The 25,007-nt window shown below is 66.9% G+C and carries 25 protein-coding genes; 12 read left to right on the top strand and 13 right to left on the bottom strand.

Features of this window, described 5'->3' with window-relative positions:
- Positions 1–33: 33 nt before the first annotated feature.
- Positions 34–1,266, bottom strand: coding sequence for a PP2C family protein-serine/threonine phosphatase (locus tag ACLJPD_RS11745; RefSeq protein ID WP_410872067.1), 1,233 nt, complete (start codon positions 1,264–1,266; stop codon positions 34–36).
- A 479-nt stretch (positions 1,267–1,745) separates the two neighbouring features.
- Between ACLJPD_RS11745 and ACLJPD_RS11740 the strand changes: the two genes are divergently transcribed.
- A complete protein-coding gene (locus ACLJPD_RS11740) occupies positions 1,746–2,618 on the top strand; it encodes a haloalkane dehalogenase (RefSeq protein WP_410872066.1) in 873 nt (290 codons plus the stop codon).
- Between the two features lie 41 nt (positions 2,619–2,659).
- Entirely contained in the window at positions 2,660–3,535 is an 876-nt protein-coding gene (locus ACLJPD_RS11735) for an RNA polymerase sigma factor (RefSeq protein WP_410872065.1), read from the top strand.
- Between the two features lies 1 nt (position 3,536).
- Here the strand turns inward: ACLJPD_RS11735 and ACLJPD_RS11730 are convergent, their stop codons facing one another.
- Positions 3,537–4,439 (bottom strand): SDR family NAD(P)-dependent oxidoreductase, encoded by a 903-nt coding sequence (locus tag ACLJPD_RS11730; RefSeq protein WP_410872064.1) that lies wholly within the window; start codon positions 4,437–4,439, stop codon positions 3,537–3,539.
- A gap of 99 nt (positions 4,440–4,538) precedes the next feature.
- Between ACLJPD_RS11730 and ACLJPD_RS11725 the strand changes: the two genes are divergently transcribed.
- The 4 genes from ACLJPD_RS11725 to ACLJPD_RS11710 all read left to right on the top strand — a co-directional run bounded on the left by ACLJPD_RS11725 (position 4,539) and on the right by ACLJPD_RS11710 (position 8,991).
- Complete coding sequence (locus ACLJPD_RS11725; protein WP_410872063.1) at positions 4,539–5,204, top strand: TetR/AcrR family transcriptional regulator; 666 nt, start codon at positions 4,539–4,541, stop codon at positions 5,202–5,204.
- A gap of 126 nt (positions 5,205–5,330) precedes the next feature.
- The gene (locus ACLJPD_RS11720) at positions 5,331–5,828 is read left to right on the top strand and encodes a MarR family winged helix-turn-helix transcriptional regulator (protein WP_410872062.1); all 498 of its coding nucleotides are present in this window, start codon (positions 5,331–5,333) and stop codon (positions 5,826–5,828) included.
- A 37-nt stretch (positions 5,829–5,865) separates the two neighbouring features.
- Positions 5,866–7,503, top strand: a complete 1,638-nt coding sequence (locus tag ACLJPD_RS11715) for an MDR family MFS transporter (protein WP_410873387.1) — start codon at positions 5,866–5,868, stop codon at positions 7,501–7,503.
- A 189-nt stretch (positions 7,504–7,692) separates the two neighbouring features.
- A complete protein-coding gene (locus ACLJPD_RS11710; RefSeq protein WP_410872061.1) occupies positions 7,693–8,991 on the top strand; it encodes a glycosyltransferase in 1,299 nt (432 codons plus the stop codon).
- Between the two features lie 5 nt (positions 8,992–8,996).
- Here ACLJPD_RS11710 and ACLJPD_RS11705 read toward each other — a convergent pair whose 3' ends face one another.
- The 9 genes from ACLJPD_RS11705 to ACLJPD_RS11665 all read right to left on the bottom strand — a co-directional run bounded on the left by ACLJPD_RS11705 (position 8,997) and on the right by ACLJPD_RS11665 (position 15,943).
- On the bottom strand, positions 8,997–9,491 hold the full coding sequence (locus ACLJPD_RS11705) for a DUF6764 family protein (RefSeq protein ID WP_410872060.1): 495 nt from the start codon (positions 9,489–9,491) through the stop codon (positions 8,997–8,999).
- A 100-nt stretch (positions 9,492–9,591) separates the two neighbouring features.
- Positions 9,592–10,611, bottom strand: a complete 1,020-nt coding sequence (locus tag ACLJPD_RS11700) for a DUF5914 domain-containing protein (protein ID WP_410872059.1) — start codon at positions 10,609–10,611, stop codon at positions 9,592–9,594.
- Positions 10,608–12,182, bottom strand: coding sequence for an FAD-dependent oxidoreductase (locus ACLJPD_RS11695; RefSeq protein WP_410872058.1), 1,575 nt, complete (start codon positions 12,180–12,182; stop codon positions 10,608–10,610). The genes ACLJPD_RS11700 and ACLJPD_RS11695 overlap by 4 nt, the downstream gene beginning before the upstream one ends.
- Positions 12,182–12,943, bottom strand: a complete 762-nt coding sequence (locus tag ACLJPD_RS11690; protein WP_410872057.1) for a class I SAM-dependent methyltransferase — start codon at positions 12,941–12,943, stop codon at positions 12,182–12,184. The genes ACLJPD_RS11695 and ACLJPD_RS11690 overlap by 1 nt, the downstream gene beginning before the upstream one ends.
- Positions 12,940–13,266: a lycopene cyclase domain-containing protein gene (locus ACLJPD_RS11685; protein WP_410872056.1), complete on the bottom strand. Its 327-nt coding sequence runs from the start codon at positions 13,264–13,266 to the stop codon at positions 12,940–12,942. The genes ACLJPD_RS11690 and ACLJPD_RS11685 overlap by 4 nt, the downstream gene beginning before the upstream one ends.
- The gene (locus ACLJPD_RS11680; protein WP_410872055.1) at positions 13,263–13,616 is read right to left on the bottom strand and encodes a lycopene cyclase domain-containing protein; all 354 of its coding nucleotides are present in this window, start codon (positions 13,614–13,616) and stop codon (positions 13,263–13,265) included. The genes ACLJPD_RS11685 and ACLJPD_RS11680 overlap by 4 nt, the downstream gene beginning before the upstream one ends.
- 209 nt (positions 13,617–13,825) lie before the next feature.
- A complete protein-coding gene (locus ACLJPD_RS11675) occupies positions 13,826–14,515 on the bottom strand; it encodes a hypothetical protein (RefSeq protein WP_410872054.1) in 690 nt (229 codons plus the stop codon).
- 88 nt (positions 14,516–14,603) lie between these two features.
- Positions 14,604–15,347, bottom strand: coding sequence for an arylmalonate decarboxylase (locus ACLJPD_RS11670; protein WP_410872053.1), 744 nt, complete (start codon positions 15,345–15,347; stop codon positions 14,604–14,606).
- 29 nt (positions 15,348–15,376) lie between these two features.
- Complete coding sequence (locus ACLJPD_RS11665; protein ID WP_410872052.1) at positions 15,377–15,943, bottom strand: TetR/AcrR family transcriptional regulator; 567 nt, start codon at positions 15,941–15,943, stop codon at positions 15,377–15,379.
- An 83-nt stretch (positions 15,944–16,026) separates the two neighbouring features.
- Here ACLJPD_RS11665 and ACLJPD_RS11660 point away from each other — a divergent pair, with 83 nt between their 5' ends.
- Positions 16,027–16,920: a DUF4437 domain-containing protein gene (locus ACLJPD_RS11660; protein WP_410872051.1), complete on the top strand. Its 894-nt coding sequence runs from the start codon at positions 16,027–16,029 to the stop codon at positions 16,918–16,920.
- Between the two features lie 47 nt (positions 16,921–16,967).
- Here the strand turns inward: ACLJPD_RS11660 and ACLJPD_RS11655 are convergent, their stop codons facing one another.
- Positions 16,968–18,437 carry a dihydroorotase gene (locus ACLJPD_RS11655; RefSeq protein ID WP_410872050.1) on the bottom strand — a complete coding sequence of 490 codons (1,470 nt, stop codon included), beginning with the start codon at positions 18,435–18,437 and terminating at the stop codon, positions 16,968–16,970.
- A gap of 138 nt (positions 18,438–18,575) precedes the next feature.
- Between ACLJPD_RS11655 and ACLJPD_RS11650 the strand changes: the two genes are divergently transcribed.
- From ACLJPD_RS11650 to ACLJPD_RS11640, 3 genes are read left to right on the top strand one after another with little or no spacing between them, the layout of a single operon-like run.
- Entirely contained in the window at positions 18,576–19,763 is a 1,188-nt protein-coding gene (locus ACLJPD_RS11650; RefSeq protein ID WP_410872049.1) for a CaiB/BaiF CoA transferase family protein, read from the top strand.
- Positions 19,760–20,620, top strand: a complete 861-nt coding sequence (locus ACLJPD_RS11645; RefSeq protein WP_410872048.1) for a cyclase family protein — start codon at positions 19,760–19,762, stop codon at positions 20,618–20,620. Before ACLJPD_RS11650 ends, ACLJPD_RS11645 begins: the two co-directional genes overlap by 4 nt.
- Positions 20,617–22,029 carry an MmgE/PrpD family protein gene (locus tag ACLJPD_RS11640; RefSeq protein ID WP_410872047.1) on the top strand — a complete coding sequence of 471 codons (1,413 nt, stop codon included), beginning with the start codon at positions 20,617–20,619 and terminating at the stop codon, positions 22,027–22,029. The genes ACLJPD_RS11645 and ACLJPD_RS11640 overlap by 4 nt, the downstream gene beginning before the upstream one ends.
- Before the next feature lie 37 nt (positions 22,030–22,066).
- Here the strand turns inward: ACLJPD_RS11640 and ACLJPD_RS11635 are convergent, their stop codons facing one another.
- Complete coding sequence (locus ACLJPD_RS11635; protein WP_410872046.1) at positions 22,067–22,984, bottom strand: hydroxymethylglutaryl-CoA lyase; 918 nt, start codon at positions 22,982–22,984, stop codon at positions 22,067–22,069.
- 159 nt (positions 22,985–23,143) lie between these two features.
- Here ACLJPD_RS11635 and ACLJPD_RS11630 point away from each other — a divergent pair, with 159 nt between their 5' ends.
- Both ACLJPD_RS11630 and ACLJPD_RS11625 read left to right on the top strand, forming a co-directional pair.
- A complete protein-coding gene (locus ACLJPD_RS11630) occupies positions 23,144–24,358 on the top strand; it encodes a CaiB/BaiF CoA transferase family protein (RefSeq protein WP_410872045.1) in 1,215 nt (404 codons plus the stop codon).
- Between the two features lie 13 nt (positions 24,359–24,371).
- A complete protein-coding gene (locus ACLJPD_RS11625; protein WP_410872044.1) occupies positions 24,372–24,989 on the top strand; it encodes an isochorismatase family protein in 618 nt (205 codons plus the stop codon).
- The last annotated feature ends 18 nt before the right edge of the window (positions 24,990–25,007 follow it).

Raw genomic sequence — 25,007 nt, 5'->3', positions numbered from 1 at the left:
CGATCAACCCCGACCGAACCGATGTTCTGGTCGTCACTTCGTCCGCCTCATCGCATCGCTCCATCGCACATACAGAATGGCCACATCGTCGTCCAAACCTCCTGCCGCCAAGGACAGTTCCGCGACCTGCCCGATCAGCGCGTCGATGAAGGACTCGGGCGGCTCGGCGGGCAGTGTTCGCGCCAGCTCCAACAGTCCGTCTTCACCGAGCCGGGTGCTCCCGTCGCCGACGCGCCCTTCGAACAGACCATCGGTGAACAGCATCAACCCGGCGTCGGACGCCAGTGCCACCTCGTGCGCGGGCCACTGCGCGAAGCCGGGGACGAAGCCGAGGGCCGGTCCGCCCGGCACCTCCACCCAACTCAGTCCGGTATCGGTGCACCGAAGCATTCCGGGGTGACCTGCGCGGCGCACCGTCACCTGCCGGGTCGCCGGGTCGAGTACCAAGCTCGTCGCGGTGGCGAAGGTTTGCTGGTCGGCGCGTTCGGCGAGCAGAACTTCCTCGAGCAGATTCAGCTGCCTGGCGCCGGTGACGCCGCTGAGTACCAGCGTGCGCCACGCCAACCGCAAGGCGACTCCGGTCGCCGCGGCATCGGGACCATGGCCGGAGACATCACCGATGACGGCGTGCACGACGCCGGTCGAGTCCTGCACCACGTCGTAGAAGTCGCCACCGAGTAGTGAGTGGTCGCGGCCGGGCCGATACCGCGACACCACCTCGACCACGCTGTCGGCGCCAAGCAGTGGCGTTGGCAACAGGCCGCGTTCGAGGCGGGCGTTCTCCTGCGCCCGCATCTGGCTGGCCTGCAACGCCGCGCCGGTGCGCTCGGCCTGCTTGCGCTGGATCGCGTAACGCACTGCGCGCCCGAACAATTCCGGGTCCACCCGGCCCTTGACCAGGTAGTCCTGCGCGCCGGAGGCCAGCGCGGACAGCCCGGTCCGCTCTTGGTCGAGGCCGGTCATCACCACGACAGCGACCTGGTCGTTCTGAGCGCGGATCTCGGCCAAGGCCTCGAGCCCGTGCGCATCGGGTAGATGCAGATCGAGCAGCACACAATCGGGAACGTCGGTGCGCAGGCGTGCACCGGCCTCGGACAGGGTGCGCACCCAATCCAGGCGCGGCCGCGGGGACAGGTCGGCGACCATCTCCTCCACCAGCAAGGCGTCGCCGGGGTCGTCCTCCACCAGCAGGATGTGGAGTCGGCGCCGCGATCCGTGCCCTGCACCGGCACCGAAGGACTCGGCGTTCAACGCGTCACTGCGCACCACGACCACCGGACAGCACTAAACCCACGGTGTGCACGAAATCCTCCGATCACAGGCGCCCACTGCGCGAACTGACTCCGCCGGCCGGTTGCTGGACCGAAAGGTAGTACGCAGGATGCTAACCGATCCCACGGACAGCCTTGTCCGCCGCGGGAATCCGCCCTTCCTCGCGGACCGTGCTCGGGCAGAGTCGCTTCACCGCAACATGATTCAGCGTGTCCACCCTCGACACCGGGTGACGCAGATCACTACCTGGGTGGTGTCACGGCTGTCGCTTTCCGGTGTCGAAAGAGGTGTATCAGTCATCGACACCCGCCCACCGTCCAGGGCGCGAAGGGATCGCTATGCGCAGGCACCTCGGCTCGGACACACCCCACACCGGTCGGCCGGTATCTCGACGGGCGCTGCTCCGAGGTATCGCCGCTGGGATCGCCATCGCCTCCTGCGGATGCGGGTCGCCCGACAAGAAAGGCCAGATCGTGAATACCGCAGAAGTTCTCGGCACGCACATGTCCTACACCGAAATCGGCGCAGGCGATCCGCTCGTGTTCCTGCACGGCAACCCGAGCTCCTCGCATGTGTGGCGCAACATCCTGCCCCACATCGCTGCCGGGCGGCTGCTGGCGCCGGACCTTGTCGGCATGGGCAGATCCGGTAAACCCGACATCGACTACACCTTCGCCGACCACGCCCGCTACCTCGACGCCTGGTTCGACGCCCTCGACCTCGACCGCGTCGTCCTCATCGGCCACGACTGGGGCGGCGCGCTCGCGTGCGACTGGGCCGCCCGGCACCCGGAAAGGGCGCGCGGACTGGCCTTCTTCGAAACCATCATCAAACCGATGGCATGGGAAGATCTCTCCCCGCAAGCGCGCGCCCGGTCCGAGTCCATCCGAACCCCGGGCATCGGCGAGGAGATGGTGCTCGAGCAGGACCTGTTCATCCGCCAGGCCTTCACCGGGGGTGTCCTCGATCCCGTCGACGAGGCGGATCTCCAGGTCTACCTCGCGCCTTACCCGACCCCCGACAGTCGCCGGCCCGTCCTCGCCTGGGCGCGCCAGATACCGCTCGGCGGCGATCCCGCCGAGCTCGTCGCTCGCATCGAGGCCTACGACCGGTGGCTGGCGACCAGCACCGGCACACCGAAGCTGCTGATGACTTTCGAAGGTTCCCCCACGCTGCTCATCGACGAAGCGATGACCGACTGGTGCCGACACCACATCGCGGCACTGGATGTCGTGGCTTGCGGCCGGGCCGGACATCACGCCGCCGAGGACCGCCCCGACGAAATCGGCACCGCGATCGCCCAATGGTTGCAGCGGCACTCCCTCACCGGAACACCGAACCGATGACCATCGTTGCGCCTACCCCGCCACGGGTAGACGATTCATCGATGACCGACGACGCGCCGACCGGCCTCAGCTCAGTCGACCCGAGCGAGGTCGCGCTCGTAGCCGAAGCCATCGACGGCGACGCCGCCGCGGCCGCCGAGGTGATGCGCAGGCTGCAGGATCCGATCTACCGGCTGGCGCTTCGGATGACCGGCCGGCGCGCCGACGCCGAGGACGCCACGCAGGAGATCCTTCTGCGTGTGTTCACCCGGCTCACCACGTGGCGCGGCGAGGCGAAGCTGCTCACCTGGGCGTACCGCATCGGCGTCAACCACCTGCTCAATCTACGAAGGCAGTCGGCGCAGGAGGCGGCGCAGCTCAGTCTCGACGCCTTCGGTGACGCGCTGGCCGACGGATTGGCAGCCGACCATCGGGGACCTGATGCGGAGTTACTCGCCACCGAAGTACGCCTCCAGTGCAGCCAGGCGATGTTGCAGTGCCTGACCCGCGAGGAACGGATCGCGTTCGTTCTCGACGACGTGTTCGGTGTCGGGTCCGCCGATGCCGCGTGGATTCTGGACCTGACACCCGTCGCCTACCGAAAACGTCTCGAGCGGACCAAAAAGCGCCTGCGCGCATTCTTGACCTCGACCTGCGGCCACGCGAACGACCAGGCCCGATGTCGGTGTTCGCGGCGTATCACCCACGCCGTGTCGACCGGCCGGATAGATCAGCAGCGGCCCGAGCTGGCCACCCACCCCGTCACCAGCGGGGGCCGTAGCGCCGCGGAAGCCGAACAGCAGATGATCGCGCTACACGACGCCGCGGCGGTGCTCCGCGTTCATCCGGACTACGCCTGCCCCCGCACGAGAGTGAACGCCGTTGCCGGTCTCTTGAAATCCGGCCGGTTCTCCTTACTGTCCGGCGAGTCCGAGTAACTCACCGCACGGGAAACGTCACCCCGGTGAGCTCTTCGGAGACGGTCCACAGGCGCTGCTGGGCCGCTTGGTCGTGGGAGTCGGGGCTGGAGGTGACCAGCTTCGGATACCCACGGATCTCGCCCCGGTTGCCGGGGCCGTAGTACTGCCCGCCGACGACGGCCGGGTCGGTGGCGGCGCGCAGGGTGGGCAGGGCGCCCATGTCGGCCTGCTGGGTGAGCAGTGGCGCGAGCCAGGTGACCGGCAGGCGGAGCGCGGCGGGCGTGTTGCGAAGGAGTTCGGTGTTGGACACGCCGGGGTGGGCGGCGACCGCGACCGTGGTGTCGTGCGATGCGAGCCGGCGCTGCAGTTCGTAGGTGAACATCAGGTTGGCGAGTTTGGACTGGCCGTAGGCGCCGATGCGGCTGTACGAGCGCTGCCACTGCAGGTCGTCGAAGTGGATGGCGGCCCGGATGCGGTGGGCGCCGCTGCTGACCGTCACGACGCGAGAGCCGGGGATGGGCAGGAGCCGGTCCAGCAGCAGGCCGGTCAGGGCGAAATGGCCGAGATGATTGGTGCCGAACTGCAGCTCGAAGCCGTCGGCGGTGGCCTGCTTCGGGGTGTACATCACGCCCGCGTTGTTGATCAGCAGGTCGATGCGCGGGTGGGCGGCGCGCAGGTCGGCCGCCGCGGACCTGATCGATTCCAGGGAGGTCAGGTCGAGGGCCTGGACGGTGACGTCGCCTGAGATGCGGGCGGCTGCCTGCTTGCCCTTCTCGACGTCGCGGACGGCCATGACCACCGCCGCCCCGCGCTCGGCCAGCATTCGGGCGGTCTCGAAGCCCAGCCCGGTGTTGGCGCCGGTCACGATCGCCACCCGGCCGTGCTGGTCGGGGATGTGCTGCTCGGTCCAGTTACTGCTCATGGTGCGCTCCTAAAAAACCGTCGGTCTGTTATGGAACGAGCTTAAGAGACTGGCGGTCTCATGTCAAGGGACCGGCGGTCTTTAAGCTAGAGTGAGAGCGTGACTTTCCAGCGGGCGCGAAGTGAGGAGCAGCGGAGCATCCGCCGCCGGGCGATCCTGGACACGGCGGCGTCGATGCTCGACGAGATGCCCGTGGCCGAGGTGAGCCTCAACGAACTGAGTCGACGGGTGGGCTTGGCCAAGTCGAACGTCCTGCGATATTTCGAGTCGCGCGAGGCGGTGCTGCTCGAACTGCTGGACGACTTCCTGGGAACCTGGCTCGCCGAACTGACGGAGGAGTTGGCCGCGGGCATCGAGGCACAGGCGGCACCGGAAGTACGGGCGGGCCAGCTGGCCGAGATCCTCAGCCGGTCACTGGCGGACCGGGTGGTGCTGTGCGACCTCTTCGGCGCGCAAGGCGGCGTTCTCGAGCACAACGTTTCGGTCGAGGTGGTCAAGCGGCACAAGCGCTCCTCCCTCACCAAGCTCACGGCCATGACCGAGCTCGTGCACCGCCACCTGCCCGAACTCGGCGACGGCGCGCAACTGTTCTGCCTGATGAGCCTCGTCTCGGCGGGCGCCCTGTCGTCCTACGCACCGCCACCGCCCAGCCTCCTCGCCGCCTATGCGGACGAGCCCGCTCTCGGCGTGCTCCACATAGATCTGCGTGACGCTCTGCGGATCTCCTTCACCTCGTCGCTACTGGGCGTGCTACCCCGCGCCTGAACCCTTCCGCTTCCTTCGCTGCCGGGCCACGCGGACAGGGACTACTGAGGCCAGTTAGTTGCTTAGTGCAAGTAATATAATGTATAGTTGCATTCTGCAAGTAATTGTTCGTGTCCGGGAGAAGCCATGGCAGTGTCACTCGATAAGGCTCAGAGCCTGATCAGAGAGCTCTATTTCGTGAGCCGGGCCTTCCGCGCTGCTCTCTCTCATCTGGACGAAGAGGACCTGCTTCCAGGCGGTGTCGGCGTGCTGGGCTCGCTAGAAGCCAGAGGGCCGTGCCGGCAGGTGGATCTGGCTGTCGACTTGTGCATCAGCCCGTCGACACTGAGCAGGCACGTCGCCGAGCTGGTGCGCTCGGGCAACATCGCCCGCCACGCCGATCCCAGCGATGGCCGAGCCACCCTCATCCAGATCACCGACGAAGGACGCGTTCTGCTGCGGCGCGTCCGAATATCACGGGCACAGGGATTGCAGACCGCTCTCGCCGAGTGGCACGAGGACGAAGCCGAACAGGCCACCTCGGTTGTTCGGAAGCTCAGGAAAACGCTGGCCGCAGTCGCGCCCCACACCGCGGTGGGCGCGCGTCGGCCGGATTCGACAGAAAGTCAGGAAGTGGATGTCTAATTCAGTCGAGGCGGGTACGCGGCGTGCCCCGGACGTGATGACCCATCGTCAAGTCCTGGAGGCCATGACCGGACTGCTGGCGGCGCTGTTCACAGCGCTGCTCAGCACCACGATCGTGGCGACCGCGCTGCCCACGATCATCGGCGACCTGGAGGGGTCACAGACCGCATACGCCTGGGTGATCACCACAGCACTGCTGGCCAACGCCGCGTCCACCCCGATCTGGGGCAAGTTCGCCGATCTGTTCAACAAGAAGCTGCTGGTCCAGTCGGCCATCGTCATCTTCGTCATCGGTTCGGTGATCGCGGGCGTCGCGGGCAACGTGCCGATGCTGTTGGCGGCACGAGTCGTCCAGGGCATCGGCATGGGCGGATTGACCGCGCTCGTCGTCGCGATCATCGGTTCCATCGTCTCGCCGCGTGAACGCGGACGCTATTCCGGCTACATGGGTGCCGTGATGGCGGTGTCGATGTCGGGTGGACCCATTCTCGGCGGCGTCATCGTGGACAGTCCGCTCGGCTGGCGCTGGTGCTTCTTCGTCTGTGTGCCCCTGGCCGTGATCGCCCTGGTGCTGCTGCAGCGGACCCTGCGGCTACCGACCGAACGCAAGGACGGGGTGTCGATCGACTGGCTCGGTGCCGCCCTGATGACGGCCGGTGTGTCGGTGCTGCTGATCTGGGTGTCGTTCGCGGGGAAGGCGGATTACTACGAGTGGTTCTCCCGCGAATCGGCCCTGTACGTCGGCGTCGGCGTCTTGCTGCTGCTCGCGACCGTGCTGGTCGAATCCCGTGCCGAGTCGCCGATCATCCCGCTCTCGATCGTCACCGAACGCACCACCGGTCTGGCGATCCTCGCCTCGATCGCGGTCGGAATCGGCATGTTCGGAGCGACTACCTTCCTCGGCCAGTACTTCCAGACCGCGCGCGGATACTCACCGACAGTGGCCGGTGTGCTGACCATCCCGATGGTCGCGGGCATGCTCGTCGCGTCGACCGGTTCGGGACAGCTGATCACCCGGTTCGGGAAATGGAAGGCGTTCGTCGTCACCGGCGGTGCGCTGTTGGTGGTCGGGTTCGGGCTGCTCTCGACGATCGATCACGCCACCAACCTCTGGCTGGTCGGCACCTACATCGCCATTGTCGGGCTCGGGGTCGGCATGATGATGCAGAACCTGGTGCTGGCCGTGCAGAACACCGTGAGCGTGCACAATATCGGCGCGGCATCGAGCAGCGTCGCGTTCTTCCGCACGTTCGGTGGCGCGGTCGGTGTCTCGGTGCTGGGGTCGGTGCTGGCCACCCGGGTGAGCGAGCTGTCGACAGAAGGTTTCGCGAAGATCGGTGTGACGACCAGTTCCTCCGGCGGCAGCAATCTGAACCTGCACGGCCTGCCCGCACCGGTAGCGACGATCGTGCGCGCCTCCTACGGCGATGCGACCGGTCGGATCTTCCTCATCGCCACGGGAGCGGCGGTCGTCGCCCTCCTCGCGACCGTGTGGCTTCCGAACCGTCCGCTGCGCAGCACGATCGACATCGATCCGGCCCTCGACCCGACCGCGAAAGAGTCTGCGTCGCAGGGCAATCCGTCCGATGCGGACGGGCTGGCGGCGCTGGATACCGAACTGGCCGTACTCGCGGCGTCGGATGGGACAAAGCCCGGTCCGGGAAGGCGGAGTTGAAGCGAATTTGCATCAAATCAGGGTAGACCCGCCGAGTTGCCGGGTATCAGTATTGGCGGGCGATCACACCGTTTCACAGCGCTGTGTTCGGCGGCATGGTCCGTAACATCACCAGCACTGCCGACCGCACCGCCGCCGACAGCACGCCCTCGTCGGGATGACGCTTCGACCACAACCTCGAGGAACTCCTTGGCTCGCTACCTATTGGCCGCCACACCCATCGTCGGCCACGTGCTGCCCATTTTGGGCATCGGCGCGGATCTGCGTCGACGCGGCCATGACGTTTGCCTGCTCACCGGCGAGCAGTACCGTGACCGCGTTCGCCGAGCCGGAATGCGTCTGGCGGTGCTGCCCCCCGACGCCCACATCCCGCCCTCTGACTCGGCGCGTCCGAGCAGGATTGCGCCGACGATCCGCCGCTATCTGCGGGGGCGGGCAGAACTCGACTCGGTGTTCATCGCGCCACTGGCCGCGCAGTTCGACGCTCTGCGAGCCGTCCTGCGTCGCGAGCCGGTCGATGCGGTGTTGGTCGACCTCGCCTTCACCGGCGCGCTCGCCTGTCTGCTCAGCGCGCACCCGCGTCCGCCGATTCTGGTGTGCGGCGTCGGCCCGCTGACGTTGTCGAGCGCGCAGACCCCACCGTTCGGGGTGGGATGGCCACCGCAACCCTCGGTGGATTACGCCAACATGACCCGGTTCGTGCATCGTGTCATGTTCTCCCGCACGCAGAACCGCCTCAATCGTGCCCTGCGCGGGGTCGGCGCCGAGCGCTCACCGGTGTTCCTCACCGATTGGCCTCGACTGGCCGACAAAATGCTCCAACTGACCGTGCCAGGCTTCGAATACCCGCGAGCTGACCTGCCCGATAATGTCAGCTTTGTCGGCCATTTGCTTCCGAACTCAGCCGACGAGCCCAGTGTCGCGCCGTGGTCGGATCAGTTGAGCACCGGTCGCACAATCATTCACGTCACCCAGGGGACCTGGGACAACACCGACCTCGATCAGCTGCTCGGCACCACCCTGCGCGCGCTCGCCGACAGGGCGGACTGTTTCGTCATCGCCACCACCGGAGGCGGCCCGATCCGAACTCTGCGCTGCCCCGTGCCGACCAACGCCTTCGTCACGGACTACCTGCCCTATGAGCAACTGCTGCCCAACGTCGATGTCATGATCACCAATGGCGGATACGGCGGCGTTCAGCACGCACTCCGCTACGGCGTACCCGTGATCGTCGCCGGAGAAACCGCGGACAAGGCCGAAGTCGCGGCGCGTGTCGCATACACCGGTACCGGCATCGACCTCGGCACCGCCCATCCGACACCGGGCGCCATCGGCACCGCGGTCGATCAGATTCTGTCCAACCCCGACTACCGCATCGCGGCACATCGGTTGAGCCGGGACTTCGCCGCCGCGACACCGCTCGACGCCATCGCCGACGCGCTCGCTGACGTCACCGCCCGCCCGATCCCACTAGCCGATGCCGAATAGGAGCGTCAGCCGAAGGAGACGCATCCGTTCAATGTCTGGAAGTCTCCGGCCAGTGCCGGGCCACCGGTGCAGGTCGGCCTGGTTACGCCGTCGATGGTGACGGTCGCACCGGGTCCGGCGATGCCGAGCGCCAGTCCGGGCCGTACACCGGTCGCGTCGATCACAGAACCTGGGCCCACCGCGATCGCGGCCGGGCCGGACAGACCCTGCGCTTGCGAAGTCGCCGTCCCACCGCCGATGGCGATCGCGAGCGCGAGCCCCTGCGACCCCGTGGCCGCGGCAGCGGATCCATCGACGCCGAACGCGGCGGCAGCACTGCCACCGACGCTCGATGCCGAACACTCCGAAGTGTCAGAAGAATTTTGAATAGTGCTCGCTCCGGGCGCGCGGCACTCGACCGGCGCTGCGGCGGCAGTCGGTGCCATCGCGATCGCACCCGCCACCGCGATGGCGGCGCCGAACCCGAGTCCTGCCGCTCGTCCGTAGTGGAATCCGTTCATTTCGATCTCCTCGAGAGGTGTTTTCCGACTCCAGTGATGCTAGGAGCGAAACGGACGCGATCGGACAAACGATGCACAATTGATGCATTCCCGTCGGGGTTCACCCGGTCCGGTGGCGCGTGCGCATTTGGTAGCGGCGCTCCGCGTAGGCGAGGTCATCACGCCACAACCGGGTCGCGGCGTGGATCATCAGCGGCCTCAGCGCGGCACCGGCATGTCGGGCAGCGCGGAAACCCGGCCTCGGACTGTCCGCGATCACTGCTTCGATGACTGCCGTGCGTGGCTGCCCGTCCGGTCCGGTACCCAGCGGAGTGGCATGTGTCTCGACGACGCTGCCCGCTCCTTCGCCGTCGATGATGCGCATCGTCAGCGTCCGCGGTTCCGGGCTGACGAATTCGGCGTGTACAGGGACGCCGAGCCGACCGCCGACCCGGAAGGTGACCGCGACGACGAACCGTTCCGCGGAGTCGGCCGGTTCGTGTGCTGCCGCAGGGGATTCGAGCACCTCGAGATGGGTGAACGAGTAGGGGTGGAACCAGGATCCGTGCCAGGGGTCGAGCCGGTTGGCGATGATGTCGGCGGGCTCGCACACGCCGGTCACGGTGGCGACCGCCGAGATCGCGCGATTCGAGGGTGGACGAGCACCGATGACCGGCGCTTCCGAGGGCGGTTCGTCACCGATGTGGTCGAGGCGGACCCAGACCAGAACGCCGTCGTCGTGGCACGGCAGCGCTGTCCACCCCGGTCCCCCGGCACCGCTCACCCGTAGGCCGTGCCATCGGCATACCAGCGCCCCGCAGTCGACGCGCGCCTGTGCCAGAGGCGCACCGAGGTGCGGGCACGCGCCGGGTCCGACCACCAGCCGTTGCTGCTGGTCGCGCCAGGCCACGAGCTCTTCGCCGGCGACCGTGGCGCCGAAAGGCCGATCGTTTCGAACGTCGCGGCTCGCTCCGAAGACGTACCAGTTGCCGGACGGACGATTCTGTGACCGCTCGAGGGCGGCGGCGATGACCTTCGGGTCGGCGTCGCGGTAGGTGGGATGCTGTGTGGACCAACGTTCGGAATCGACAGGTTGCACCGGCCAGGCGGTGGGCCAGCGCCGAAAGATCCTGTCGCTCATACAGTTTCCTCCTGGTGTGCTGTTTTCGACATGGTGCGCGCGGCGAGGCGTCGCAGTACGGCGTGCCGTCCGGTGGTAGGTACCGTGTACAGGTCGTGGCCGGGTAGGCCCCACTGCGTGAGCAGCGCATTCGCCGCGGTCCAGCCGGTCGTGGCGGCGCGTTCCATCAATGCCACGGGTAGGTCGATACGGATGCCGTCGCCGGCCAACATCAGCTTGTCGTGTGGTGTCCGAACGGCCGGGCGGTGGGCGTGGTCGCCTACTCCGAACATGGGGCAGTCCTGTCGCCACTGCACGTGTTCACCGACGATCCGCGCGTCGGCTGTCTCCGGATACAGACGGTGGAGTCGGGCCAGAAGCTGCGTGCGGATCTCGCGCTCGAGCTCCGGTGTCCGAACGTCGGGCAGTGCGTAGGCATGCAGTTCGAGCACCGCACCGTTGTGCCGCTCGGCCCAGGAGCCGGCCTGTTGCTCATAGCGGTTCAGGACGCTGATGTTGTCCAGCGGCGGCATACCGCCGGTCGCCAGAAACGCCGGTCTGTCCTGGGCGACCGGCCGATCCAACCACAGGCGATGGACGAGAAACGGTGGGGCGCCGCGCAACGCCTGTATCCGTGAGCGCCAGTCGGCATCGCCGAGGTCCGGGGAGTCGGCGACGATACGACGCAGCCCGGCGACGTCGGTCGCCAGCACCACCGCATCGGCATCGGCAACGCCACCCGCGTCGTCGTGGACCCGGAAGGTTCGGTCTCCACCCGCCTGCACCCTGGTGACCTTCGTTCCGGTGCGGATCCGGGCTCCGCACGAGGCGAGGTACTCGCTCAGCGGCGACCACAGCGCGGTGTCGTAGTTCGACGTCGGCACATCGAAGAGCAGACCCTCGCTGGAGCCGAGGAAATAGATGTGGAACATGGCAGCCAATTCGGCGGCCGACATCTGCGTCGGCGGGGCGAAGAAGCTGCGGGAGAACACTTCGAAGGCGAGATGTCGTGCGGCGACCGGAAATTTGATCTTCCGCAGAAATGTTTCCGCGTCCACATGATCCAACTGCTCGTAGACGGCGGGCACCGACACCATCGCCAACGGGGCCGCGGCCCTGGCATCGAGTCGGCGCAATTCGCGCAGCGGAAACGTGCGACTGCGCGCCGCGAAGGCCAGCGCGTTCCATGGCGGCGTGAGCGGCAGGCCACGGAATGAATCGCGCCGACCTTCGGCATCCAGCAGCGGATAGTCGTCGACGCGCATCATGCGCTGCAGCATGGGATCGGTGCGGCGCAACAGTTGCCGCAGGTTGTAGTACTGCCGGAAGAACGCATGGAAGCCCCGGTTCACGGCGACCGGGGTGCCGTCGGGAAGGGCGTCGGTCCATCCCCCGACGCGTCCGCCGAGATACTCCTGGCCTTCGATCACCTCCACCCCGATGCCGCGTTCGGCGAGTCCGGTAGCGGCGGCCAGCCCGGCGATGCCCCCACCGACTACTACCACCTGCGGGCGCGTGGCCAGCTCACCGTTGACAGGGAGGGCGGCGACATGGTGGACGATGCGCCGATCGCGGCCGATAGCGACGTCCACTAGCGCTCCTGCCCTTCCGGATTGTGTGATCGATGGGGGGTCGCGAGGAACGTGTGCACGATTCCGTGCTGCCATCCCGGAACGGTTTCGCTGCAGACGGCCGTGTAGCCGTTGTCGCGCAGCCGATCCCGGAATCGAGAGGTGCTGTCGAAGGAGACGACGCTTCGTTGCAGGTGCCGGTACAGGGTGGCGTCTCGGCTGAGCATCCAGCCGGCGGGCACGATGATGGTGCGGCACACCGTGTTCCATACGATGCGAGCCCACTTCGATTCCGCCACCGAGTATTCGTGCACCCCCAACGGGGCGCCCGGGCGTAGCAGGGCAGCGAACGCGCGAAGTTGAGCGTCGGGATCGGCGAGATTACGCAGGAGATAGGCGGCGAAGATGCCGTCGAAGGGACCGACAACGCCTGCGGCCTCGATGCGCTCGATGCGGCTGTGCACGAACTGGACTGAATCGGGCCACGGTTTCGCACGCGCTCGTGCGAGCATCTGTGCTGATCCGTCGACAGCGACGATCTCAGCGTGCGGGGCTACCGACAACAACGCGGCGGTGGAAGCACCTGTGCCGCACCCGGCGTCGAGCAATCGCAGACCTGCCCCGCCGTTCGGAAGTTGCATCCGGCGCGCGGAGATGCGCAGGTGTTTGTGATAGCCGGGGTTCACCGCAACGAGGCGGTCGTAATCGTCGGCGGCCGCGTCGAAGGCGGTCGTGACCTCCTCGCGTGGTAGTCCGGTGGCACTGATCCGAGAGTCGTTCACGAGCCAACCTTTCGATCCCGGATTCGCTCGCGCTCCCACAGCAACAGAACCGCGGTGACCAAGGCGAAGCCGAACAGGTAGTCCTCCACCGGGATGTCCCAGGGGAACCGGATCCCGGTGATATGTGCCGGGTCATACAGCACCAGCGGTGCGCTGAGTTTGGTCAGCCAGCCGTCGACCACGATCTGAAAGCTGAGCACGATGATCATCGACAACCAATATCCGGGCCGCCGGAACAAGCCGGTCCGCAGGATCGCGATCTCCCATCCGCACACCAGCACCACCGCGATCACCGCCGGCAACGTATAGCCGAGACCGGTCACAAGGCCCGCTCCGAAGATGACGAGGAAGCCCTGGTGGGGCGGAATCGATGAAGTAGGACCTCGACCGCGTTATAGGTGAGCAGCCCGCACAGCGGTATGACGAGGAAGAAGACCAACTCCTCGACCGGTATCGCGAAAGGCAGCAACCACCCGGTCAGATAACGGGGGCTGTAGGTCCAGACTCCGGCAGCGATGGCAATCGCATCCCATATCAAGAACACGGCGGCGACCGGCAGTACGCAACGGACGACCCGGACGGGGCGTCGATACACACCCGCGCCGAACGCCTCCAACGGCAGTGTCCCCACCCAACACAGTCCCATGACGATCAGGTACTGCCAGCGCTGCATCGTGCCACCTAGCTCTCGGTCAACAACACGTGGTCCAAGCGGTGAAACAGTCGATCCATCTGCCTCGATTGTGACACCCGTTCAATCCGTTGCGCATCGTTTACGCGTCGATTCCTCGGCGCGTCGGGTTCGGTACACCGAATCCGACAGGCCGATCGCCTCTCGTCAGGGTGGTGGACTGATGCCGGGGTCTGCGACCTGAGACACCCTTACGGCGTGACCTGCCCGAGCATCACACGCTTCAGATAGGCGTGGGCGACCAGCGTGCAGTAGTGCTGCCCCTTGAACGCCTCCGGGATACCGGGGGTGTCGAACGGGACGTACAACGCCTTGGACGGGAGGTGCAGGACTCCGGCGGCATCGATGGTCGTGGTGGGGAATTCGGCGACCCACTCCTGACCGGTCGCCGCGACGGTGTCCGGGTCGATGACGATGTCGCGAGGGTTGTGCACCAACGCTTTTCGTTCGTGGTTGGTGAGATCCTTGGTGACCTCGCGCACCGTCCGCTCGTTGACCTCCGCGCAGGTGCCTTCCTCGCCCGTGACCCGCGCACCGTATTCGGCGGCGATGTGATCGGCCGATTTCCCTTTGCACCGCACCTGTTTCGGCTGGGTTTTCGCGGCGTCCTCATAGGTTGTGTACCGCGTGGTGGTGAGCGGGCGCAGCTGCGGTTTGGACGCGGCGAAACCGGCCGCGTCCGGATAGTCGACGTTGTCGAGGGTTCCACCCTCGTGTTCGAACTTGCGCGGGTGTAGATCCGCGGTCTGCGTCTGCGCGCGAATGCACAGGTTGCCGTAGTCGGTCGGGTCCGCCCCCGCGGGCGCCGCCGAGAGCGGGCTCAGCGCCACGGCGGCTAGGGCGAGAGCGAATGTGGAAACACGCCGAGTTGATACGAACACGCGATTCTCCGTTCCTGGAACAAACTTTCGTACAGGAAACACCGTTCCCATGGGAGAAACAAGGGTGATCGCGTCGCGCACCGCGGAATCAGTGCTCGCGCAGCAGGCGGCCCGCACCCTGCACGCGGTCGTCCAGGCCGTGCTCGCGCAGCGCGTGCCACAGCGTGGCAGCGTTGATGGCGATAACGGGCTTGCCGAGGTCACGCTCCAACTCCTCGGCGAGGGCGACGAAGGACAGGTTGGTGCCCACCTGCACGATTGCCTGCACATCCGGTCCGTCGATGTTCGCGACGACCTCGCGTAGCCGGTCTGCCTCGACCCGGGCGATGTCGGTCGCGGTCGCGCAGCGCAGTCCGGTGATCGCGGCGACGTCGAAGCCCGCCTCGGTGAAGAACCGGCCGACTTCGATGTCGGCGATCGGCTGATATGGCGAGAACACCGCGATACGGCGGCAACCGAGTTCACCGAGGGCGGCCCGGCACGAGCTCGCGCCGGTCGTCACGGGTAATCCGGTGCGCTCGCGCAGGCGCTGCTCGAAGGCCTCGTTGCCCGCTACCCCACCCCAGAAGGTCTCGGCGGACATGCCCATCACCAGGCGATCCGGCTCGGCGGTCAGCACATCGCGCACCGCGGTGTCGATGGAGGCGCGGATCTGCCCGAGGAGGGCTCGGAAGTCCTCGTCGTTGCCCATCACCGGATTCGGGATGTACATCGATCCCGAACGGAATGCGATGCCGGGCAACGCGGCCCGCCAATAGTCGTGTTCGACAACTGTGTTCGTGCTCGGCACGATCACACCGAAAACGGCTCGGGTGCCGACTGCGTTGGTCATCTGCTGCTCATTCCTCGATCGGTCGGGTGTCACGTCGGGTCGGTGGCCCGCGCCAGTAGGTCGTCGACGGCGCGATGCGCCCGGTTCCGCTCGGCCGGCCGGTCGAGCAGCAGCGCATCGACCAGTAGCGGCGAGACAATCGTCATGGCGGCCTCCTCGACGTCACACTCGGCGGTGACAGCGAGCGCGCGGACCGACCGATGGACCGGAGCGAGCAAGTCCATGACGTAACGCTGACGCAGCGGCACACAGTCCGGATCGGTCGACGAGGCGGTGACGAGCGCGCGCAGGAAGGCGGCAACGGGTTTGTCGCGCAAGCGATCACACAGCAGATCGACTTCGGCGTGCAGATCGGCGGCCGGGTCGCCGGACGGTTGCGGACTCGGATGCGGGGCGACGGCGATCAGGGCCGCGAGGAAGTCACGTGGCATCGGCCAGTGCCGATAGATCGTGGTTCTGGCCACGCCCGTCACCGCGTGCAGGCGTTGCGGTGTCAACGCGGCGCCGCCCTCGGTGAGCAGGAGATCCAAGGCCGCGGACAGCACGAGCTCTGCGGTCTCGGCGGCGGGACCGGCGGGGCGTCCTGGCTTACTCACAGGAATAAACGATACATCTTGTCGTGGTTATTAATAACCAGTACATTTTGTAGTGGAATTACCGCTCGCCTCAGGAGGACCCCATGCGTCCACATGTCGAAATCATCGACGAACGCGATCTGATCCAGCACCCCGCCGAGTTCCAGAACGCCACCGGCACTGCCGAACAACGCAATCTCAGCTACGACGAGGAAGACGGCTCCGCCTCGCTCAAGGTCCGCTTCACCACCGACTGGTCGCGGCCCGCCGGCGTACACCACGCCGCGACCGAGTGGTACGTGCTGTCCGGACAGGTCACCATCGGCGATACCGAACTCGGTCCCCACGGCTTCTGGATGGCGCCGATCGGCGTGTGGACACCGGCCATCTCCGTGACCGCGGGCACCGAGATCCTGCTCTTCCGCGAAGGGGGCGACTGGCACTTCGATATCGCCGACGCGGACCGCGATTTCGTCCGCGAAGACCAGAAACTGGTCGTCCTCGACACCGCGTCGATGCCGTGGATCGATGTCAAGGACGGCAGCCCGATGCGCTTCGACCTGGGCGGCACCCCCGTCCCCGGCCTCTACATCAAGCTCCTGCGGCGCGACGTGACGACCGGCTTCTACACCCGTCTCATCAAGGCCAAGCCCGGGTGGCGAGAGGAACCCCTCGCCCATCACCCGTGCAGCGAGGAGGCCTACTGCCTCGATGGTGGTTTCGACTACAACTTCGGAAAGATGTGGCCCGGAACCTATTTCTGGCGGCCTGCCCTGATTCGCCACGGTGACTTCACCGCCGACGCGGAACACGGGTGCACCTGGATCGTGCGCTCGGATGCCGATCTCGTCGACTGGTACACCGACAACGCCAAGATCGAAATATCCGGCGACGCGACGAACTGGGGACCGGACTTCGCGCACAGCCTCGCACCACGGCTGGTCGAGCCGGTCCGCTCCCGTTCCATCGGAGCGTGGACCGACCCCACCTACCAGTAATCCGACAACGCCGTTGCTCCCAGCGGCGCGGTCGGCGTCGGCGTGGATCAGCTGCCGTCCGGACCGCGACGCAGGTAGCGGCCGTGCGCAGGCCCCTGCAGTTGCCCCTTGCGCACGATGTGGATTCCGCGCAGGAACACATCGGTGACGCTCGCGTTCATCTCGAAGCCCTCGAAAGGTGTGTATTCCTGCGCGGATTCGGAGTCCGCCGCCCGCACCGTCCATCGTGCGACCGGATCGACGAGCACGACATCCGCGTCATACCCCGCGGCCAAGTGCCCCTTGCGGTTCAGCCCGTAACGACGAGCGGGGTTGGCCGCGGTGAGTTCGGCGATGCGTTGTAGTGACAGGCCACGCTTGCGCCCCTCACCGACCAGGCCGGGAAGCAGATATTCCGCACCTCCGAAGCCGGATCTGGCGAGGAACACATCGTCGCGATCGGCACCGAATTTCTGCTCGGCCCGGCAGCACGCGTGATCGCTGACCACCCAGTCGATCTCGCCTGCCAGCAGATGCCGCCACAGCGCCTCCACATCGGCGCGCTCACGCAACGGCGGATTCACTTTGCCGCCGATACTGTGGGCGGTGTCGACATCGGCGAGCAGGTGGCTGATGGTGACCTCACGACGGAAGTTCACGTTCGGGAACGCCTCGGCCATCGTCAGCGCGGCCGCCACGGCCTTCTCCGACGACAGGTGCAGCAGATTGATGTTCGCCAGGCCCGTCTCGTGTGCGAGATAAGAGGCCATCGTGATCGCCAGGCCTTCGGAATGCGCTGGGCGCGAAGCGCTGTAGGCGCGCAGCCCGGTCTGCGTGCTGTCCTGTTCGACGAGCGCGGTGTAGGCGGCCATGATCTCGGCGGTCTCGCAGTGCAGCGACAGCGAGATGTGGTCGCCGTACTTCTCACGGGCGCGCTGGATTCCACGCATCACGAATTCGAAATGGGCCAGGTCGTAGCGTTCGGTCGGCGGGATCATCAGGAACTCGGCCTGGTCCGATGATCGGCCGTGCAGGCCGTGGCCGCCGTAGAACATGAAGATCTTGAACGAAGCGATGCCGAATTCTTCGACGAGATAGGGGATTTCGTCGATGTGCTCGGCGGTCATCGGCGCCAGGTGCAGGCCGTAGTCCACCTGGGATCGCCCGGCCATCCGGTCGAGGACCTCGGGGACGAAATCGCGATAGGAACCACCGCGGTTGAGGTAGTACCGCCCGGTACGCATGTAGGTCAACGAGGTGGTGACCCCACCCTGGGCGCAGGCCCTGCTCTCACTCTCGGTGTCGGCGGCGAGATCTCGGTAGATCCCCCAGTGCTGATGGGCGTCGACAACGCCGGGGAAGGCGAGCAGGCCGTTGGCATCGATCACCCGCGTCCGATCATCGACGGGCAGGTTCGGGCCGATCGCGTCGATCGTGTCCCCGGAAATCGCGATGTCGAGGGGTTCGGGACTGTCCGACGGTGGGCCGTCCGGACGTACCACGCGGGCATTGCGGATCAGCAGTTCGGTCGCGGGCACAGCAACCCTCCAAGTTTCTCTGTGCGAAACAGCATTACCAATTTGGCGATCATCGCAGTAGCATGCGCTGGTAGTCAATGTCGCGAGCTCCCGCACCGTTTCGGCACGGGAAACGCTCGCGGCGTGAAGGAGTGAGCGATGGTGCAGTCGTTAGCCGGAATCCGGGTGCTCGATGTGGCGACGCTGTTCGCCGGTCCACTGGCGGCCACCCTGCTCGCCGATTTCGGCGCCGACGTCGTCAAGATCGAGCATCCCAACGGTGATCCGGTGCGCAGCCACGGCGCCCAGCGCGACGGGATCGGGCTGTGGTGGAAGATACTCGGCCGCGGCAAGAAGTCGGTGACGTTGTATCTCGGCTCACCGCAGGGCCAGGAGATCTTCCGGCGCATGGTCGCTGACGCGGATGTGGTGATCGAGAACTTCCGCCCCGGCACCCTCGAGCGGTGGGGACTCGGCTACCCCGAACTGCGTGCCATCAACCCGCGCCTGGTGCTGGCACGGGTCACCGGATTCGGCCAGTTCGGGCCGTACGCGCGACGGCCAGGCTTCGGCACACTCGCCGAGGCGATGAGCGGTTTCGCGGCCGTGACCGGTGAACCGGATGGCCCGCCGACCCTGCCGCCCTTCGGGCTCGCTGACGGAATCGCCGCTCTGACAACCGCTTTCGCGATCATGACGGCGCTTCGCGCCCGCGAACACGACGGTCACGGCCAGCAGGTCGACCTCGCCATCATCGAACCGATCCTGACCCTGCTCGGTCCACAGATCATCGCCTACGACCAACTCGGCGAGCTGCAACCTCGAATGGGCAACCGGTCGTCGAACAATGCGCCGCGCAACACCTATCGCACCGCCGACGGTGGCTGGGTCGCGGTCTCCACCAGCGCGCAATCGGTCGCCGAACGGGTGGTGCGGTTGGTCGGGCGACCCGATTTCATCGACCAACCCTGGTTCGCCTCTGGCACCCGAAGAGCCGAGCACGCCGATGAACTTGATGCGGCGGTCGGCGGCTGGATCGCACAGCACAGCACCCAGGAGGTGATACACGCCTTCGAGAAGGCCGACGCCGCGGTAGCGCCGATCTATACGGCCGCCGACGTCATGGCGGATCCGCAGTTCCAGGCACTCGGATCGATCATCACACTGCCCGACGACGAGCTGGGACAGGTACGCATGCAGAACATCCTGTTCCGGCTGTCGGAGACGCCGGGCGAAATACGCTGGACCGGGCCGACTTTGGGCGCGCACACCGACGAGGTACTCGGTCGCTACGGCGTCGACGCGAGCGACATCGCCGAGCTTCGCGCTGCCGGGGTGATCCGATGACAACCACACGAGGATCACAGGAGTCCGTCGTGCCCGAAGAAGCCGCCATCGATCCGTTGATCGTGGCCGTGCGTGGCGATATCCGGTTGATCGAGTTGGGGCAGCCCTTCTTCACCGGCATGCCGTGCTCGCCGAATCATCCCGGTTTCCGAATGACGTTGGCTCGCAGGCACGGTGACATGGTGCGTGCCGACGGCGGCTCGGCCGCCAACGAGATCATCGTGACCGGCGGGCATGTCGGCACCCACATCGACGCACTCAGCCACGTCAGCCAGGACGGCGCACTACACGGCGGGGTCGACGCGCAGGAGGCCCAGCGTGGCGGCAAGTTCAGCGCGCACGGCGCCGAACATCTGCCCGGCATGCTGCGCCGAGGCGTACTGCTCGACATCGCGCGGGCGCACGAGACCGACACTCTCCCCGGTGGCTACGAGATCACGGTGCACGATCTGGAAGCGGCGGCCCGGCAGGCACGAGTCCAGGTGACGGCGGGCGACGTTGCGCTGATCCGCACAGGATGGTCGCGGCTGTTCGACGAACCCGGCGCCTACCTGGGCCAGGAAACCGGCGTCCCGGGGATCGGCGTCGACGCGGCCCACTGGCTCGCCGAGCACGAGGTGTCGGCGACCGGTTCCGATACCACTGCCTACGAGTGCATAGCGCCGAAGGCCGGCCACAGCATCTTGCCGGTGCACCGGGTGCTCCTCGTCGAATCCGGCATCTACATCATGGAACACCTCGCGCTGGAGGATCTCGCCGATGCCGGGATCAGCGAATTCGCCTTCCTGCTCGCCCCTTTGCGCATTGTGGGCGGCACCGGCTCCCCTATCCGCCCGCTCGCGGCGGTCAGCCGATGAACGACACCACCATCGTGGGGAGGGTGGGCGCCTTCGCCGCATCGGCGCGCGAGCGTGGCGTCGGGGACGAGTTGCGCGCGAATGCGGCGCAGCGAGTGCTCGACGTATTGGGCAACAGCATCGCCGCGCTGGGGACGGCACCGGTACACGCCGTGCGCACGGTGATCACGGAGTGGGGCGGCGCACCTCGGGCCACGGCACTCGGCCTGCCGGGTCGCTGGCCTGATGCGAGTGCCGCGCTACTCGGCGGGACACTCGCGCATGCCATGGATTTCGACGACACACATCTGCCGTCGGTCCTGCATCCCTCAGCGACGGTGGTGCCTGCCGCCCTCGCTGTCGCCGAATCCCGCGATGCCGATGGTGCCGCGCTGCTGGATGCCATCGCCGTCGGGGTGGAAATCGCGGTCCGCGTCGGCATGGCTGGCTACGACGAAGCGCTGGGCAATTCGGTCTTCTTCGAACGTGGTCTGCACGCGACCGCCATCTGCGGCGCCCTCGGTGGCGCCGCGGCCGCCGCGATGCTGTCCGGTGCCGATGCCGACGGCATCGCCCACGCGATCGGTATCGCGGCGAGTATGGGCTCGGGTCTGCTGGAAGCCAACCGCACCGGCGGCACGGTGAAGCGGGTGCACTGCGGGTGGGCCGCACACTCCGCGGTCACCGCCGCCGCCCTCGCGCGCGCCGGGCTGACCGGGCCGCCGACGGTCTTCGAGGGACGATTCGGCCTGCTGCAGGCGTTCTGTGGCGAGCAGAGCAACCCGGCCGCGATCCTCGACGGTCTCGGCACACACTGGGAGCTGCCCGGCGTGTTCTTCAAGCCCTACCCCTGCAACCATTTCACCCACGCGGGCATCGACGCGGCACTGCGGCTCCGCGCCGATGGCATCACCGCCGACGACATCGAGCGCCTCGAACTCGGTGTACCGACCGCGGTATTGCGCACCATCGGCGAACCACACGCCGACAAGATCCGCCCGAAATCGGGCTACCACGCGGCCTTTTCCGGCCCGTACACCGTGGCGGCCGCGCTACTCGGTGGCGGCGGACTCGGCGTGTTCCACCAGGACTTCACCGATGCGGCCGCCGCGGACCCCGATCGGCTCGCCCTCGCGGCTCGGGTCACCTGTGTCGCGGATCCACGCTGTGACGCGATCTTCCCTCAGCAGTTCCCGGCTGTCCTCACGGCCTGGTTGCACGACGGTCGCGTCCGTACCGAGCGCGTCGAGGTGAACCGGGGTGGCCCCGGTAATCCGCTGTCCGGAGCCGAACTCGCTACCAAGTTCCGGCTCAACACCGAACGCACCCTCTCGGGCGATCGGGCGGACGAAATCAGCAAGGTGGTCGCCGATCTGGCGAACCAGCCCGATCTGGACACTGTGATGGCACTGCTGCGCGAGGCGCGGTAGCGACGCCCCCGCGGGGGGGCGCTGCGGTGCGGAACGGTTACGCGTCGACCGGTGCGGTTCGGGCCGGTTCCGGGAACAGACCGGCCCGGCCGAGGAGAGCGGGCACCGGCTGCCCGAGCAATTCGCCCAGCCACGAACCGGTTTCGATGACCCGTTCGATCTGCACGCCGGTCTCGATGCCCATCCGGTGCAGCGTGTACAGCAGGTCCTCGGTGGCGATATTGCCCGTCGCGGCGGGTGCGAAAGGGCAGCCGCCGATGCCACCGGTGCTGGTATCCAGGATGCGGACGCCGGCGTTCAGTGCCGCAATGGCATTGGCGTACCCGGTGTTTCGGGTGTTGTGGAAATGAAACCGCAGGTCCGCATCCGGGGCGATCTTCGCCGCGCCGGTGGCCAGCGCGCTGACTTGATCCGGGATGCCGACGCCGATCGTGTCGGCGAGCGCGATCTCCTCGGGTTGTGCCTCGGCGACGCGGCGCACGAGTTCCAGCACCGTCGATTCGGCGACGTTTCCCTCGAAGGGGCAGCCGAACGCCGCGGCGATCGTCACCGTGCGGCGCACCCCCGTCTCTTTCGCCCTTGCCGCCAACGCCAACCAGTGTTCGATCCCCTGCTCGGTCGAGCATCCCTGGTTGCGCCGACTGAACGAATCCGTGGCGACGACCACCACATTGATCTCGTCGACACCCGCCGCCAGTGCGCGATCCAAGCCGCGGTCGTTGAATATCAGCCCGGCGTAGGACACGCCGTCGATCCGTGGCACTCCCGCCATGACGGCCTCCGCGTCCGCCATCTGCGGCACCCGCTTCGGGTGGACGAAGCTGACCGCCTCGATCCGGCGCAGTCCGGCGTCGACACTGCGTTGCACCAGCCGAATCTTGTCCTCGACCGTGACGATGACCGGCTCGTTCTGCAGGCCGTCCCTCGGCGCGACCTCGACCAACGTGACGTTCACAGATCCTCCAGATTTGCTGTCGACACAACGCTTTCGTCGCGGGGGTAAGCGGCCATCTTGCCGCTCTGTTCCGCTAAGGGATACATTGTATCCAAATTGAGGGTTCGCGATATGTCCACCGCGACATCGACGCAGATATCACGGAATGGAGACGACCACATGGCAGTCGAGGCGACAACACCGACGGGTCCGCTTGCCGATCTGAGAGTGGTGGAAATGGGACAGCTGCTCGCCGGACCGTTCTGCGGCCAGCTACTCGGCGACCTCGGCGCCGAGGTGATCAAGCTGGAATCCCCCGGCACCGGCGACCCGATGCGGCAGTGGGGCCGGGAGCAGTCGGCGGGCAAGTCGCTGTGGTGGCCGGTGGTGGCCAGGAACAAGAAGTCGGTGACCTGCGACCTTCGCGATCCCGCCGGGCAGCAGCTGGCACGGCAGCTGATCGAGCGCGCCGATATCGTGATCGAGAACTTCCGGCCCGGCACCATGGAACGCTGGGGCCTCGGATTCGACCGGCTACGCGAGACCAATCCCGGGCTGATCATGGTGCGGGTCACCGGATACGGCCAGACCGGGCCGTACTCGCCGCGCGCCGGATACGGCTCCATCGGGGAGGCCATGGGCGGAATTCGCTATGTGACCGGCGATCCCGACCATGCCCCGGCCCGAGCGGGCATCTCGCTCGGCGACTCGCTCGCCGCGGTCTTCGCCACCATCGGCACCCTCGCCGCGGTGCACCACCGCGCGAATACCGGGCGCGGCCAGATGGTGGACTCGGCCATCTACGAGGCGGTGCTCGCGATGATGGAGTCACTGCTGCCCGAATTCGCGGTCACCGGGTATCAGCGTGAGCGCACCGGGTCGGTGCTGCCGAATGTCGCACCCAGCAACATCTACCCCACCCTCGGTGGCGAGATGATCCTGGTCGCCGCGAACCAGGACACCGTCTTCGCCCGCCTCGTCGAGGCCATGGGCCGCTCCGAACTAGCGACCGACGAACGGTATTCGACACATAACGCCCGCGGCGCCCGGATGACCGAATTGGACGATCTGATCGCCGCGTGGACCGCGACGTTCGAGACCGATGCGCTGCTCGAGCAGTTGCACGCGGCGGGCGTACCGGCGGGCCGGATCTTCACCGCGCGAGATATGTTCACCGACCCGCACTTCGCCGCGCGCGAGGCCATTGTGAGACTCGCGCATCCGGAGTTCGGCGAGCTGCCGATGCAGAACGTCTTCCCGAAACTGAGCGAGACCCCGGGATCGGTGCGCCACCCCGGCCCGGAGCTCGGCGAGCACAACCAGGACGTCTACGGCGGTCTGCTCGGTCTCGACGAGTTGGCCATCGGTCAACTCGCCGCCGACGGCATCATCTGAGAAGGAGGTCGCCATGACCGATCGTGCGGGCGACTACCGTCGCTCCGGCTACAGCGCGCGCCTCGGCGCGGGCAACTCCCCCGCAGTACTGGTGGTCGACATCTGCGCCGCCTACGTCACCGACGGCTCACCGCTGCGCGCACCGGTGGAGGACGCGGTGCGCGCCGCCGCCGACATCGTCGCGCAGGCACGGGAATCAGGGCTGCCGGTGATCTTCACCCGCGTGCGTTTCGAACCGAACGGTCCCGACGGCGGGCTGTTCCGTCGCAAAGTGCCCGTGCTCCGAGTATTCGAGCAGGGCAATCCGCTCGGCGACTTTCTCGACGACCCGGCACCGGCCCCCGGCGACGTGGTGATCACCAAGCAGTACCCGAGCGCCTTCCACGCCACTGCGCTGGCGGCGACACTGGCCGCTCAACGCATCGACACCCTCGTCATCGTCGGTCTCACCACCAGCGGTTGCGTGCGCGCCTCCGCGACCGATGCGATGCAGCACGGTTTCCGACCACTCGTCGTCGCCGACGCCTGCGGCGATCGTGACGCCGCCCTGCACGAGGCCAACCTCACCGACCTCGACATCAAGTACGCCGATGTCCTCAGCCTCGAGGAAGCCCTCGCGGTACTGCGCTGATCCGGAGCCCTCGGGCCA

This window comes from Nocardia sp. A7 (genome assembly GCF_046549215.1).
GTDB lineage: Bacteria > Actinomycetota > Actinomycetes > Mycobacteriales > Mycobacteriaceae > Nocardia.
The sequence above is the reverse complement of the archived record's forward strand: the minus strand, read 5'-3'. Positions and strand labels throughout refer to the sequence as shown.